General features: G+C 39.3%; 15 protein-coding genes. 10 read left to right on the plus strand and 5 right to left on the minus strand.

All coding sequences use genetic code 11. The annotated features are described in order from the left end of the window. Positions 1-31: 31 nt before the first annotated feature. The gene (locus E6H07_13790) at positions 32-1,078 is read right to left on the minus strand and encodes an aminoglycoside phosphotransferase family protein (GenBank protein TMI62486.1); all 1,047 of its coding nucleotides are present in this window, start codon (positions 1,076-1,078) and stop codon (positions 32-34) included. Between the two features lie 10 nt (positions 1,079-1,088). Then, positions 1,089-1,697: a tRNA-(ms[2]io[6]A)-hydroxylase gene (locus E6H07_13795; protein TMI62487.1), complete on the minus strand. Its 609-nt coding sequence runs from the start codon at positions 1,695-1,697 to the stop codon at positions 1,089-1,091. Positions 1,698-1,734: 37 nt separating this feature from the next. Here E6H07_13795 and E6H07_13800 point away from each other — a divergent pair, with 37 nt between their 5' ends. From E6H07_13800 to cyaB, 8 genes are all read left to right on the plus strand, one after another. Further along, complete coding sequence (locus E6H07_13800) at positions 1,735-2,079, plus strand: aspartate 1-decarboxylase (GenBank protein TMI62488.1); 345 nt, start codon at positions 1,735-1,737, stop codon at positions 2,077-2,079. 132 nt (positions 2,080-2,211) lie between these two features. Continuing rightward, positions 2,212-2,481 carry a 30S ribosomal protein S15 gene (gene rpsO / locus E6H07_13805; protein ID TMI62489.1) on the plus strand — a complete coding sequence of 90 codons (270 nt, stop codon included), beginning with the start codon at positions 2,212-2,214 and terminating at the stop codon, positions 2,479-2,481. A 298-nt stretch (positions 2,482-2,779) separates the two neighbouring features. Then, the gene (pnp, locus tag E6H07_13810) at positions 2,780-4,960 is read left to right on the plus strand and encodes a polyribonucleotide nucleotidyltransferase (protein TMI62490.1); all 2,181 of its coding nucleotides are present in this window, start codon (positions 2,780-2,782) and stop codon (positions 4,958-4,960) included. 136 nt (positions 4,961-5,096) lie between these two features. Then, positions 5,097-5,912, plus strand: coding sequence for a 50S ribosomal protein L11 methyltransferase (locus tag E6H07_13815; GenBank protein TMI62491.1), 816 nt, complete (start codon positions 5,097-5,099; stop codon positions 5,910-5,912). Positions 5,913-5,997: 85 nt separating this feature from the next. Continuing rightward, complete coding sequence (plsY, locus tag E6H07_13820) at positions 5,998-6,660, plus strand: glycerol-3-phosphate 1-O-acyltransferase PlsY (protein ID TMI62492.1); 663 nt, start codon at positions 5,998-6,000, stop codon at positions 6,658-6,660. Positions 6,661-6,759: 99 nt separating this feature from the next. Further along, a complete protein-coding gene (locus E6H07_13825) occupies positions 6,760-7,578 on the plus strand; it encodes a M48 family metallopeptidase (GenBank protein TMI62493.1) in 819 nt (272 codons plus the stop codon). A gap of 168 nt (positions 7,579-7,746) precedes the next feature. Then, on the plus strand, positions 7,747-8,181 hold the full coding sequence (locus E6H07_13830) for a hypothetical protein (protein ID TMI62494.1): 435 nt from the start codon (positions 7,747-7,749) through the stop codon (positions 8,179-8,181). A 58-nt stretch (positions 8,182-8,239) separates the two neighbouring features. Beyond that, positions 8,240-8,749: a class IV adenylate cyclase gene (cyaB, locus tag E6H07_13835; GenBank protein ID TMI62495.1), complete on the plus strand. Its 510-nt coding sequence runs from the start codon at positions 8,240-8,242 to the stop codon at positions 8,747-8,749. 4 nt (positions 8,750-8,753) lie between these two features. On the opposite strand, the gene dnaG is transcribed toward cyaB, so the two are convergent. Beyond that, the gene (gene dnaG / locus E6H07_13840) at positions 8,754-10,787 is read right to left on the minus strand and encodes a DNA primase (GenBank protein ID TMI62496.1); all 2,034 of its coding nucleotides are present in this window, start codon (positions 10,785-10,787) and stop codon (positions 8,754-8,756) included. Between the two features lie 243 nt (positions 10,788-11,030). Between dnaG and E6H07_13845 the strand changes: the two genes are divergently transcribed. Together E6H07_13845 and E6H07_13850 are read left to right on the plus strand one after the other, a co-directional pair. Continuing rightward, complete coding sequence (locus E6H07_13845) at positions 11,031-11,411, plus strand: DUF342 domain-containing protein (GenBank protein TMI62497.1); 381 nt, start codon at positions 11,031-11,033, stop codon at positions 11,409-11,411. Between the two features lie 236 nt (positions 11,412-11,647). Then, positions 11,648-13,783 carry an elongation factor G gene (locus E6H07_13850; protein TMI62498.1) on the plus strand — a complete coding sequence of 712 codons (2,136 nt, stop codon included), beginning with the start codon at positions 11,648-11,650 and terminating at the stop codon, positions 13,781-13,783. 76 nt (positions 13,784-13,859) lie between these two features. Here the strand turns inward: E6H07_13850 and E6H07_13855 are convergent, their stop codons facing one another. Both E6H07_13855 and E6H07_13860 read right to left on the minus strand, forming a co-directional pair. Next, positions 13,860-14,633 (minus strand): NIPSNAP family containing protein, encoded by a 774-nt coding sequence (locus E6H07_13855; GenBank protein TMI62499.1) that lies wholly within the window; start codon positions 14,631-14,633, stop codon positions 13,860-13,862. A 2-nt stretch (positions 14,634-14,635) separates the two neighbouring features. Further along, positions 14,636-15,349 (minus strand): gluconate 2-dehydrogenase subunit 3 family protein, encoded by a 714-nt coding sequence (locus E6H07_13860; GenBank protein TMI62500.1) that lies wholly within the window; start codon positions 15,347-15,349, stop codon positions 14,636-14,638. Between the last annotated feature and the right edge of the window lie 7 nt (positions 15,350-15,356).

Raw genomic sequence — 15,356 nt, forward strand, 5'->3', positions numbered from 1 at the left:
CGATAAAGATACAATGATAAAGGAATTTTGTTTATCGGATTACTTGTTCCAGGACTTTTAATAATGTCAATTGATTCTTTGCCCTGTCAAAATTCTGTTCGGGGTAAGCTATTTTGTAATAAATATCCCCATTCAGGTAATCAGTCATAAAACGCAAAGCCTGCATATAGATAATGATGATCCCTGCGTAATGAATATTCTTTTTCTCTGATGCTGTAAGGTATTTATCCATTACCGATAAATATCCGTCAACAATTGCATCATAGAATTCTTTTCTGATAGTTATGTTTTCAAAGTCTGTACTGGTTTCATCGTGGGAGCAAGCCATACTTCGTATCATATCACCCAGGTCAGAAAAGAAATAACCGGGCATCGTGGTATCAAAATCTATGGGGCAGATCACATTGCCTGTTGTTTTGCTGAAAAGTATATTGGCGATCTTTGCATCATGATGCATTACCCGTTTAGGAAATTCTGCTGATTCAGTTATTACTTCATAAAAATTTACATAGCGGATCCTAGATTTTAATTCTTCAATCAACGGAGCAGCTTTTTGAATCCGCTCATATTGTTCGCCTTTCAGGGAGTCTTCAAATTGTTTGTAACGAAAACTGAGATTATGAAAATCCGGAATTGTTTCCTTTAGCAAGTCGACATCGAAGTTCTGAAAAGCACCTGTGAATAATGCAAAAGTTTTAGCCGTTTCTCTTGCCTGTTCCGGCGTTTCTGCATTCGAAAGCATTTTACCATCATCAATAAATTCCAAAACCCGCCAGTAGTTGCGATTGTTGTCCCAATACAAGTCGGCTTCACCAAGGAAATATTTTGGTTCAGGCATATAAACGTCAACAGATCCTGATTCAAGATGCTTCCATAGCAACTGATAATTCAACTGAACATCTTCCGGTTTTTTGAAAACATGATGATTGATTCGTTGCAGTAAAAAGGAATAGGGGAGAGTAGTGCAGGTAATTTTAAATGATGAGTTGATCAAACCACCATCAAGGACCTCTACAGTAAATTCATGAAGAGGATTCGCATACGCATCAAGAGCTTCTTTATAAATTGTTTCAGCCATTCAGTATAGTTTAATGCACTCTTTCTCCACGAACAGGCATCTTCTTTATCAGATCTGCTTCAAACTCGAGCCATTCTTTCCAGCGTTTACGAACCTTATCTTTTTTAATGTAGAGTTCTGCAAGATTGATGAATAAAGTGTAATGTCCCGCTTCACTTTCCATGAACTTACGATAGAATTTTCTTAAGTATGCATCGTCCAGTCCTTCGCTTAATCTTTTAAATCGTTCGCAACTTCGGGCTTCGATCAAAGCCATTGTAAGTAACTTGTCCAGAAAGCTATCTTCAGCACTTCCACCTTTTACCTGGAAGGCAATCAATGCATTTACATATTCATCTTTTCGTTGCTTGCCCAGTTTCAGATTTCTTTTTTCCAATTCAGCCAGCACAGCTCTGAAATGTCCCCATTCTTCGGTTACGATTGGCGCTAATTCTTTTACCAATTCTTCACGGTCGCTGAATCTTTGAATAAGAGATATGCAGGTAGTCGCAGCTTTCTGCTCGCAGTATGCATGGTCAGTAAGAATTTCTTCGAGACTTATTTCAGCAAGATTGACCCAGCGTGGATCAGTTGGTAGTTGAAGACCCAGAATATTTTTTGTGTCCTGTGATAATTGCATGAGACAAAAATAGGAGTAAGTGATTTAAATTTGCCGGATGCAAATCGAAGTACTGAAATCAAAAGTTCACCGTGCGGTGATAACAGAAGCTAATCTGAATTATGTGGGTAGTCTTACCCTTGATGAGAACCTGATGGAAGCAGCCAATATGATTGAAAACGAAAAAGTGCAGGTAGTGAATATAAACAACGGCGAAAGATTAGAAACCTATCTTATAAAAGGAAAACGTGATTCAGGTATCTGCTGCCTGAATGGCCCCGCTGCCCGGCGTGGAATGGTGGGAGATGTGGTTGTGATCATTTCTTATGCTACTATGGATTTTGAAGCAGCAAAGAAATTCAAGCCGTCGGTTGTGTTCCCAAAAGATGGAAATAAGCTATAATATCGCCTGTTAAATGTGTCTTTCTCTAGGGTAAAATAAGCCTGAAAAGCTTTGCCAAAATGCCTCATTCCCTTACCTTTGCCGCCAAAATAATCGGATACAAACAATCGGATGACCCAAAAAAATTAAAAGATGTCTCTTACAAAAGAAAAAAAACAACAGATTTTCAACGAGTTCGGTGGTAAAGCCGCTAACACAGGCTCCATCGAAGGACAGATTGCCCTCCTGACTGAGCGCATCAGCCAGATCAGTAATCACCTCCAGGCTAACAAAAAAGATTTCTCAACTCACCGCGGACTGATGCAGCTGGTAGGTAAGCGTAAGCGTTTATTGAACTACTTGCAAAAGCATAACCTGACCGGTTACCGCCAATTGATTGAGAAACTCGGATTGAGAAAATAAGATCCTGAATCCTCCAAAAGAGGACTTGGGAAAGTCTTTAGGTCCGAAGTTTAATGCAAAAATTGAATTTCACTATAAGCTATTCCCAATGTTCCGAAAGGAGGTTGGGAATAACTGTTTTCAGGCTGTCTTATTTTCATCTAAAAGTTTCTTCCATCTCTTGCCGCATAGCGATATGAAAGTACAAGAGTGCGACGCAACAGACGATGATAGCAGCAATCAAGCCGACCACATAAAAATTCTTCAAACCAGTTTGGTGTTTGAAAACCTCACACATCGAACTTAAATATCTAACGATATGTTACAACAACCAATTCGTAAAACATTTGATATAGGTGGTGGCCGTATGGTTACTATCGAAACCGGGCGTCTTGCCCGCCAGGCCGATGGCGCAGTTACTGTAAGCATTGGCAATTGTATGATACTTGCAACTGTGGTTGCTAATAAAGAACCAAAAGAAGGCCAGAGCTTTTTTCCATTGTCTGTTGACTACATGGAAAAGTTTGCATCTGCTGGCCGTATCCCAGGTTCATTTTTTAAACGTGAAGCCAAGATGAACGATTATGAAGTGCTTACTTCACGTTTGATCGACCGTGCATTGCGTCCTTTATTTCCTGAAGATTATCTCTGCGAAGTGCAGGTGTTGGTTACATTGATCTCAAGTGATAATCAAATTATGCCGGATTCAATGGCTTGTCTTGCTGCATCTGCTGCTCTTGCCATTTCTGATATTCCGATCAAAGAAATTATTTCTGAGGTTCGTATCAGTCGTTTGGATGGACAATATATTGTAAACCCAACCCGTGATGAACTGGAAAGATCAGATCTTGAATTCATGATTGCTGCTACTGATAAAAACCTGATGATGGTGGAAGGCGAAGCGCAGGAATGCAGTGAAGCTGATTTGGTAAAAGCTTTGGAAATTGCACATGAAGCGATCAAAATACAAGTGAAAGCTCAGGAAGAACTGCGTGATATGGTTGGTGCAAAACCAAAAAGAGATTATAAAAAACCAGAACAGGATGAGGTGTTGCGTGAAAAAGTAAATGCTTATGCAAAATCTAAGGTTTATGAAATTGCAAAAGGTAAATTAAGCAAGCATGAACGCAGCGATAAGTTTTCTGCATTGCATGATGAACTGCAGGAGCACATAAAAGCAGGATTGGAATTGAAAGAAGGCGAAGCTGTTCCTTCACTTACTAAAAAACTTACAACGACTTACTATAGCGATCTACAGTATTATGTAGTTCGTGATATGATACTCGATGAGAAAGTTCGTTTGGATGGTCGTGGCCTTGAAGATATCCGTCCGCTGGATATGGAAGTAGATGCATTGCCTTCACCGCATGGTGCTGCTTTATTTACAAGAGGCGAAACACAATCAATCACAACCGTTACATTAGGTACGGCATTGGATGAACTGCTGATTGAAAGTGCAGCTCACTCTTACGATTCAAAATTCTTTTTGCACTATAATTTCCCACCATTTTCAACCGGTGAAATAAAAATGATGAGAGCCCCTGCCCGTCGTGAGGTAGGCCATGGTAATCTCGCCATGCGTTCATTAAAGCAGATGATGCCAACAGAGAATTTTGCTTATACTGTTCGTATTGTGAGTGATATTCTGGAATCAAATGGTTCATCTTCTATGGCTACTGTTTGTGCCGGTTCACTGGCATTAATGGATGCAGGTGTTGCTATTCCGAAACACGTTAGCGGTGTTGCAATGGGATTAATTTCAAAAGATGATAAATATGCGATCTTAAGTGATATCCTCGGTGATGAAGATCATTTGGGTGATATGGACTTTAAAGTAACCGGTACAAGGGATGGAATTTGCGGTGTGCAGATGGATATCAAAGTGGATGGTTTGAAAATGGAAGTGATGTCAAAGGCATTGGACCAGGCACGTCATGGACGTTTGCATATACTTGATGCGATGTATAAATGTATTCCTGAAGCAAGAAGCGAAGTGAAACCTCATGCACCGCGGATGGTGAAAATGTTTATCGACCGTGAGTTCATTGGCGCTGTGATCGGGCCCGGTGGTAAAGTCATCCAGGAAATGCAGCGTGTAACAGGAACTACTATCAATATTGAAGAAGTAAACAATATGGGTGAAGTGAGTGTGTTTGGTGTGAATAAGGAAGGTGTTGCGAAAGCCGAAGCATGGATAAAAGGCATTGTTGCAGTTCCGGTTGTAGGTGATGTGTACGAAGCAACGGTGAAATCAATTGTTCCTTTCGGTGCATTTGTTGAATTCCTGCCCGGTAAGCAAGGGTTGGTTCACATCAGCGAAGTAAGTTGGAAGAGACTGGAAACACTTGATGGAGTACTGAATGAAGGCGATGTAATTAAAGTGAAGTTGATCGGTACAGATCCTAAGAGTGGTAAATTTAAATTATCAAGAAAAGTGTTGTTGCCAAAACCTGAGTTCAAACCAAGAGCAGAAGGTCAGACGCCGCAGGAAAACAATTAATATTTTAAAACCCTCAATGAAGATTGGGGGTTTGTTTTGTAACAAACTTCGGTACTACTATCGTTGCCTGTTGTAAGTTTATCCTGAGTTTGTCGAAGGGCACACTTGTACGTTTAGTAATTCTATTCAGCATTTCATGAGTAAATATATACAAATCGAATTTCAAAACATAAGCAAAGAACAATCAGAAATACTGATTGCAGACCTGGCTGAATCAGGTTTTGAAGGATTTGAAGAAGAAGAAACTTTTTTAAAAGCCTTTATACCTGAAAATCTTTTTGATGAAAACCTCATAAGCAAGATAACAACTCAACAAAATATTTCATACGACAAAACAGTAATTGAAGAAATTAACTGGAATGAGGTGTGGGAATCTAATTTTCAGCCGGTAATTGTTGATGACTTCGTTGCTATCCGTGCACATTTTCACGAACCTATCCAGTCGATGCAATTTGAAATAGTCATTACTCCTAAAATGAGTTTTGGAACTGGTCATCATGCAACCACTTATATGATGATGCAGCAAATGCGGGATATTGATTTCAATGATAAATCTGTTTTTGATTTTGGAACAGGCACGGGTGTTCTTGCAATACTTGCCGAAAAGTTGGGAGCAAGAGAAATCCTGGGCACTGACAACGATGAATGGAGCATCACCAACGCAACAGAAAATACTCAGCGAAACAATTGTAGTAAGATCGAACTGAAACTTTCATCAGTTGTTCCGGAAGAAAATAAATTTGATATCATTCTTGCTAACATTAATAAAAATGTGATTCTTGCTAATGTTCACCTTTTGAAGAAGCAACTTAAACAAAATGGGGTTTTGCTTTTAAGTGGGTTATTAATCGAAGATAAAAGCGACATTTTATCAGCAACTGATAAACTGGATTTAAAACTTATTAACAGTATTGAGAGAAATAACTGGCTAAGCATCAGGCTTTCAAATTAATTGCTGATTTCCCACATGTTAATTTACTATTACCAATAGTTCATTTTGCCTTAAATTTGTTTTCTCTTGTTATTCCAATAGATTAATGAACGAACTCCTACTTATAGTATTAGCTTACCTGATTGGCAGTGTTCCTACAGCGGTTTGGGTTAGTCAGCATTTCTTTGATATTGATATCAGGGAATATGGCAGTGGTAATGCCGGTGCAACTAATGTGTTCCGGGTATTAGGTCCAAAATGGGGTACATGGGTAATGATCGTGGATATGTTGAAAGGCTTTATCGCAGTCAAACTTGCTTTACTTCTTCCTCAATATGCAGATTCAGAAACCCAATTGCAAAACCTGCAGTTAGGTTTGGGAATGGCTGCTGTGCTGGGGCATATTTACCCCATATGGGCAGATTTTAAGGGAGGTAAAGGAGTAGCAACTTTATTTGGAATAGTGTTAGGCATTTCTCCATGGACTGCTATTTCCTGTGTGGGAATTTTTGGCCTGGTGCTATATCTCACTCGTTTTGTTTCGCTAAGCTCAATGCTGGCGAGTATTGCTTTTCCCGTTTTTATCCTTGTAATATTTAATGTAGATAATCCTACTTATAGAATATTTGCTGTCGCTATCGCATTATTGGTTTTGCTTACTCATCAAAAGAATATTGGCAGGTTGTTCAAAGGAGTTGAAAGCAAAATCCCCATTCTTAAACACCGCGACAAAAGAAAGCAAAGGAGAAGAGACAGACATTCTTCATGACTCCTTCATTTTCAAAAGTCTTAACATTCTGAACATAAAAAGTTCGAACTTCAATTCCATTTGGTATAATCATTGGTTTATTGATGAAAACATTATCAAATGATAAAGAAAGTATTTGTATCGTTTCTTATTGCGGCATCAGTTATTAGCTGTTCTAAGAACCCGATTTCAGGACGGAGTCAATTGCACCTTGTACCCGAACAGGAATTGCAAACAATGGCAGCAACTCAGTACAGGGATTTTTTATCTCAGAATAGAGTAGTTAGTAGTTCTTCTAACAGGGATGCTGAAATGGTAGTTCGTGTTGGAAGAAGGATTACCCAGGCAGTACAGGGTTATCTTAATACCCATGGAAAGGAAAACTTGATTCAAGGGTGGAATTGGGAATATAATCTCATAGAAGATAAAGCGGCAAACGCATGGTGTATGCCAGGTGGTAAAATTGTAGTTTACACAGGGTTGTTGCCAATTTCTCAGAATGAAGCAGCACTTGCCGCAGTAATGGGTCATGAAGTTTCTCATGCAATTTTACAGCATGCAAACGAAAGAGTGAGCCAGGGATTAGTGCAAGAATTAGGTGGAGTAGCCCTATCGATTGCTCTTTCAAACAGTAGTGCGCAAACACAGAACATGGCAATGGCGGCGTATGGAGCCGGCTCTACAGTCGGGGTATTATTGCCTTTTTCCCGTAACCATGAACTCGAAGCGGATAGGTTTGGTTTGATCTGGATGGCTATTGCAGGTTATAACCCTCGTGAAGCAATAGGTTTATGGGAAAGAATGGAAAGGGCTTCAGGTGGCCAGGCTCCACCAGAGTTTCTTAGTACTCACCCATCAAGTGGAAGAAGAATTGACCAATTGAACAAATACATGGATGAGGCCTTGACATACTATAAACCTATGAGTGGTTCAAAATAATTGATGATTTTACGCAAAAAATGCCCGTTTTTCTCATAGAAGCGGGTATTTTATTTTTAAATGCTTTGCCCGGAGGGTAAATCGGCTTACCTTTGCAGTCCCTTGCTTTGAAAACTACCTAAACCAAAACAAACTGATTTAGGGGAACTTTAAAACCTGTTTCGAAGTATGTCACAAACACTGTTCGAAAAACTCGATCTTTTAGAAGAAAAGAATCTTTTAATCCAGGGTTTACCCTCATCAATCGAAAAGCAGTTCAGCAAGCTTTCCTTTGCAAAAAACGTAACTCCTTTGCTCAAGAGCAGGAAAATCGACTTCGCTTTAGTCTTTGCAGTAAGTGAAAATCAGCTGAATGGCATTTTGAGAGAAGTAATGCCTGCACTAAAAGAAGAGACAAAATTATGGGTAGCGTATCCGAAATCTACTTCCAAAATTGTAACAGATTTAAACCGCGAAAGCAGCTGGATCAAGCTGACTTGTGAGGGTTATGAATGTGCTTGCAAAGTGGAATTGGACCATGTATGGAGCGCTGCAAGATTTTCTAAATGCGAACTGGTTAAGGGCGGCATTATGGTTGACAGCCGTGCAGCTATCGCTGTTTAGTAATCAAAATTCTAATTGAAAAGGTTTGTTGTATTTTACAGCAAACCTTTTTTTATTTATGACTTATTTGAATGTGGAGATAAAGGCAAAATGCAATAATGCCGGAAAAGTGAGGGACTACCTACTTAATAATAATGCTGATTTCAGGGGTACCGATCTCCAAACCGATACTTATTTTAATGTAAAGAATGGCCGCCTAAAGCTGCGGGAAGGGAATATTGAAAACAACCTGATCTATTACGAACGAAATAACCAGGCAGGGCCAAAAAGTTCCTCATTTATACTAACTAAAATACTTGATGCTGAAAAACTCAAAGAAAGTCTTGCCTCTGCCGACGGAATAAAAGTGGTGGTAAAAAAGAAAAGAGAGATCTATTATATTAAAAATGTAAAGTTTCATATTGATGAGGTAGATGGGTTGGGAGCCTTTGTAGAAATAGAAGCGGGGAATATTGGTGCAGACTTATCCAAAGATGAATTACAAGAACAATGTGAGTTTTATATGCAGCAATTTGGTATTGAGGAAAAAGATTTAATAGAAGTATCCTACAGTGATATGCTGATGTAAAAGATCAATGAACAATAACTGATCCCAACTTTTGAGTGATCTCCATTTCCATTTGTTTAAGATGACGATGTGTACTGTTTAACACCTGGCGCTCCTTATCTGTATGCGGTTTTTCAAGGTCAGCCTGGTTTTCATGTATCATCCTTTTTATTTTTCGAAGCTTGAGGTAGTTTAATGCCGAATCAACCTCGATATGTGTTTTGTCTTCTTCAGTTTTGAGAAAGTTCATTAACTCATTTTCATTTTCAGGTTTGATAGCTTTTGAAAAATCTTCGTAACTCAATTTAAACAGGCCTTTCTGGTAGCCGGTTGCCTGGCTGAATTCCCGTTTCCAATGTTCACTTTCTTCATAAGGTACATTCAGCAGGGATACTGCAAGAGTGCTCAGTTTTGTGTCATTGTGGTAAATAAAATAGTTTTTATCAGCGCTGGATCTGTCGGCCTGTAATAACGTTTTAAAAGTGTTTAAAAGATTTATTACATCCGTGTTATCGATCAATGATTCATCCACCATTTCTTCAAACAGGTGTTCTGCGATGAGTTTTGAACCATCATAGGTTTTTAATCCATGCTCAAGTAATATTCTTGCAATTTCTTTTTCTTGCAACTCATCTTTAAATAGCAATGAAAAAGTTCTGTCATCGTAATCTGTTTCTGCACCCTGCTTTGCATTATCTTCAAACTGTTTTGCTTCTTCAAAAGGCAGTTTCTTTTCCTGCGTAGAGATCTTATTCCGGATAAATTTATTCACCAGCGAATGCAAACCTTCTTCATCAATCTTTAATATCTCAGCGCATTGCTTGATGTAATCCTGCTGTTTAGTAAAATCTTCAGCCTTATTGATCCGTGAAATGGTTTCGGCAATAGTATTTACAACTTCTGATTTCTTCACAGAGTCGCCACCTGCATCTTTCAGCGCTACCTGTAACTGGAAGATGATAAAGTCTTTTTTATTTTTTTCAACAAACTCTTTGAATGCCGCAGAGCCAACTTTATTTACATAACTATCAGGATCGTCGCCGTCAGGTATTAGTACCAGTTTTACATTCAGTCCTTCTTCTAAAGCCATGTCCAATCCACGCAAAGCAGCTTTTACACCGGCAGCATCACCATCATAAACTATTGTAAGGTTACTGGTATATTTCTTTATCAGCCTGAGTTGGTCAATAGTTAATGAAGTGCCGCCACTTGCCACAGCATTTTCAATTCCTGCCTGGTGTAATGAGATTACATCCGTATATCCTTCTACAAGTAAACATTCATTGGCTTTATCAATTGCCTGCCGGGCAAAATAAGAACCGTAAAGGATTTTACTTTTTACATAGATCTCATTTTCCGGGGTATTGATATACTTCGGTGCTTTATCATTCGTTTTTAAAATCCTTGCACCAAATCCTAATACTTTACCACTGCTGTTATGTATAGGAAAAATTACACGGCCACGATAGTTGTCAACTAATTGCTCATTGCGATTAGCAACCAGGCCGGCTTTTAATAGTAACTCCTCATTGTATTGTGCAGTCTTTGCTGCTTTTGTAAATGCATCCCGTTGTTCAGGTGAATAGCCTAATTGAAATTTTCGGATGATATCTTCTCTGAATCCTCTTTCTTTAAAATAAGCCAAAGCGATATCCTGGCCTTCCTCTGTTTCAAAAAGTTGTTTGGTGAAGAACTGCTGGGCAAAATTGTTGATGATATAGAGACTGTCTGCAGTAAGCTTTAACTCTTTTTGTTCATTAGATACATTGATCTCCTCAATCTCTACTCCATATTTACTGGCCAGCCATCTTAAAGCTTCAACATAGGAATATTTTTCATGCTCCATAATGAAGCTGATCGTATTGCCACTGCGGCCGCAACCAAAACATTTATAGATTTCTTTTGCCGGTGAAACAGTAAAGGATGGCGTTTTTTCATTGTGAAAGGGGCAGAGGCCAAGATAGTTGGTACCTCTTTTTTTCAGTTTTATAAAGCCGCCGATCACATCAATAATATCGATGCGGCCGAGTATTTGCTGTATGGTTGCCGGGGAGATCAAGGGTATGCAATTTAATCCTAAATCTCATGCTTTGTTTGAGTCCTGTATTATAAATTCCGGAGCAGGTTTTAGGTAACATTGATCAGGGGTAAAGGTGGGAAAAATCATCTAAAAAATATTTGATTTCCCGGAAACTTGCCTTAACTTACTTATAGCATTTAACCCACCTATCGATCTACTCAATCCAGCACCCGAGAGAAACACAAAAGCTCTTTATTTGTTCACCACTTAAATTTTAAACCCATGGTAACAGTAGACATCTCACAGCTCTCTGCGGAATGCAATGCCTGGAGAGAAGCATTACGTTCCGGTAAAGAAGTTCTTAACAACGACAAAAATCAATTGCAATCGGCAGCCTCGCAAAGCCTCTCCAAAGAAAAGTTAGAACAAGTAGAACATCTCCACAATCAGTTTCACATTCAGCTTATCAACATTCACGATCTTAAGCAATCCATCAAAACACACGACAGGAAAGTACAGTTTGAAGCTTCGGCTAATGGTGGCCAGGTGTATGAAGAAACACTGGAAGAGCATGAAAACCTGAATGATGAATATGAAAATCTGCAACAGACATTAAAAGAATTGCAGGAGGAGTTCAGTGAATTTTTAAAACAAGCGAATTAATAATTTAAAGCTTGATGTCTGATGTAATGTTTCTGATTGTAGCAACAATGCAGAATAGGAAGTCGTCTCAATGCTGAATAATGATAAGAACGTACAAGAGTGCGACGCAACGATAGCTTAATAGTAGCAATTTAGTTTGGCCATAAAATAATTAGAACCTCGATCTCGCAACAATCTCAAAGCTCAGATATCAAATCTCAAACACAACAGATTGCTTACAACTAAAAACATTTTTTATGCCTGAATTTGATACCTCACACGTAAAAAATATTGTCTTGCTCGGCCATGCCGGCTGCGGTAAGACATCATTAGCGGAATGCATGCTATATGAAGCAGGCCTGATTACCCGCAAAGGAAATATTGCTGAACGCAATACAACAGGAGATTACCACGAACTGGAACAGGAACGTGGTAATTCTATTTTTAGTAAACTGATGCATACCAAATGGCGTGGTTATAAAATCAATATCATTGATACGCCAGGCTTCAGTGATTTTATCGGTGAAGTGATCTCAGCACTTCGTGTCGCCGATACTGGTGTAATGATCATTAACGGAGCTGCCGGTGTTGAAGTTGGTACAGATATCATGTGGGAATATACCGAGCGGTTTAAAACGCCGATGATCTTTGCTGTGAATAAGCTTGATGATGATAATGCTGATTTTGATAAAACGGTTGCAGACGCCAAAAATCATTTTGGAGCTAAAGTCGTGGTTGTGCAATATCCCCGTCAACAGGGCTCCGGTTTCCATGAGATAATTGATGTACTGAGGATGACAATGTATCATTTTAAAGATGCAGGTGGCAAACCGGAAAAAATGCCAATACCGGATGAAGAAAAAGGAAAAGCAGAAACATTGCACAAAGAATTGGTAGAAGCTGTAGCCAGTAATGACGAAGGCCTGATGGAAAAATACTTTGATAAAGGGGAACTGGATGAAGATGAAATGAAAGAGGGAATGAAGAAAGCGATGATCAATCATGACCTGTTTCCTCTATTTTGTTTATCAGCCGAACGGAATATGGGTAGCGGCCGCCTGATGGGTTTTATTGATAATGTATGCCCTAGTGCTAACGAAATGCCCCCGCAAAAAACAAAATCGGGTGATACACTTGCATGCGATGCAAATGGCCCGGCCTGCATTTTTATTTATAAAACGGTAAGTGAACCGCATGTTGGTGAACTTTCCTTCTTTAAAGTGTATAGCGGTACAATAAAAAGCGGAATGGAACTGGAGAATGAAACAACAGGTGTTTCAGAAAAGATAAACCAGTTGTTTTTGGTGGAAGGTAACAAACGTACTCCTGTAAATGAGTTGGTGGCGGGTGATATCGGTGCTACATTGAAGTTAAAAAATACGCATACCAATAATACACTGCATTCCCGTGGTAAAAATTATGAACTGCCTTCGATTGAATTCCCTCCATCGAATATGACGGTGGCTATTGAGTCAACCAAAAAAGGAGAGGAGGAAAAGCTTTCAATAGCACTGCATCAGTTACGTGAAGAAGACCCAACATTATTAGTTGAGGTTTCATCGGAACTGAAACAAACATTGATACATTGCCAGGGAGATATGCATTTGGCAGTTGCTAAATGGAAGATCGGGCATAATCATAAACTGGATGTGAAGTTTGAAAAACCGAAGATAGCTTATCGTGAAACGATCCGTAAAATGGCTGATGCAAATTATCGACATAAAAAGCAAAGTGGTGGTGCCGGGCAGTTTGGTGAAGTGTATCTGAGGATAGAACCGTGGCATGAAGGATTGGCCGAACCAAAAGACTTCAACGTTCGTGGTCGTGATACCTATGATCTTGACTGGGGTGGTAAACTGGTTTTCTACAATTGCATTGTGGGTGGCGCAATTGATGCCAGGTTCCTTCCATCTGTTTTAAAAGGGGTGATGGAGAAAATGCATAATGGCCCGTTGACAGGCTCGTATGCCCGTGATATACGTGTATGTGTGTATGATGGTAAGATGCACCCGGTTGACAGCAATGATATCTCTTTCAAGATCGCAGGCTTGCAGGCATTCCGCCAGGCGTTCCAGCAGGCAGATCCGCAGATACTAGAGCCGATATATCACCTGGAAGTATTATGCCCCGATGATCTGACCGGTGCAGTAATGGGTGATCTGCAAAGCCGCAGGGCAATTGTAGAAGGCATCGACAGTGAAGGACATTTCCAGAAGATAATAGCTAAGGTTCCTTTAGCAGAAATGGAAGGATATTCATCATCATTGCGGAGCATTACCCAAGGCAAGGCAAGATTTACTATGAGGCAGAGTGGTTATGAAGCTGTGCCGTTTGATATTCAACGCAGGTTGATCGATGATTATGCTAAACATGCGAAGGAAGAGTTGGTATAATTTATTATGGTCTGATCAAAATAAAAACCGTTCCGATTTACCGGGACGGTTTTTTATTTAAAGCATTTTATAGTTCTTAGAAATCCGAATACTCAGCCGGCTGTAAAAAGTAAATATCAATATGCGAAACGTTATGCTGGTATTCTTCCATTGATGAAAGCTTTTTCCAATAGGGGTCGGCGCTAAAGTTTTTCCAATGTGCATCCCGGTCAGCTTTATTTTCAAATGTTGTCATATACATCAGGTTAGGCATTTTAGATCCTGATAACACACGGCTATAAAACACTGCATTAAAGTTGAGTCGTTTGAACAAACCGATCTCATCTCCTTCGTTAAACATCTTTACTTTATTCTCAAAGATCTTTTCTGTAGCACTTTCATAGCTTCTCAGTTCATACACTCTTTCTTTTTTGGGACCATTCAGTTTGGGCAATTCCATTTTTGGTGCAAGCGGAAATGCTTCAGTCAATATTACTTCAATTCTTGTATAAGGCGGTGCTGTATAAACTGCCTTTAAATATTCCGAGCCGGCTTTAGAGTAAGTTGAGTCTTTTTCTAATTTGGCTTTAAATTTTATTGGTTCATCAATGCTTTTGAGTGGTATAAAAAGATAAACTGTTTTATCAGTTACCGTATCATTTGCCAGCGATTTGAATACCCCAATGTTTTTATAACCATAACGATGCAATGCCGGCAATAATGCATTTTGAAAATAGTTATCCAATACCTGTTCCTGTTGAGCCGAGGTAAAATGATAAACTGTTATCTGGTAATATTCTTTTGAAGGTTTATTATTGGCAGATGCAGTAAAACAACAAATGCAAATAATATAAGTGAGGACATTTTTCATATCTATGCCTTTTTCTCAAAGCTTACACACTCCTTCAACTCTTTCTCAGTATAAGCAACATTATATTGTTTCAGTACTTCATCTGGTACACCATTCCATGTGCCGGGTTTATTGCCTTTGTAGCCAACATCGTTTACGCCAATTTCAGAAGTATAAAAACCACTTGCGGTAAGATTGCGCATTAAGCTAAAAAAGGCAACACCCTGCTGCATACCGGGTTTTACTTTTCCCTTGGTCACTTTGTTTCCTTTTTCGTCCTTGTAAGTTATTTCGGGATAAGCAATATCATCTACAACTTCCAGTTGTTGTGCAGAAGAGCAATCTTTGAATGCTTTTTCAAAACGTTTCATGCAATGCATATCTAACCAACGCAGGCCGCCCTTCATCGGCACCTGGTTTTCCGGCATGTCTTTTACAATAAACTCAATGAACTCCGGCACTTTGGCTTCACTGGCACTACCACTCACTTCATCTTTTGGTATAATGATGTCGGCGAGAATAGTGATCGTTGCCATTTCATGGTCGGTAAAAAACTTATCCATTGCCAGCAAACGTTTTTCATTCTTCAGTTCATCCGGGTTGCGGTCAATGGTAAATTTTGGATCAACACCAAGAGCTTCAGGTGTTTTCTTGTCATCAGTATTGCAACCTGCAGCAATAGCACCCCCGGCAATGGCGCCGGTAGCGATTAGTCTGAGTGATTCACGTCTTTTCATTTATTAA

It is taken from the genome of Bacteroidota bacterium, assembly GCA_005882315.1.
Taxonomy (GTDB): Bacteria; Bacteroidota; Bacteroidia; order Chitinophagales; family Chitinophagaceae; genus VBAR01.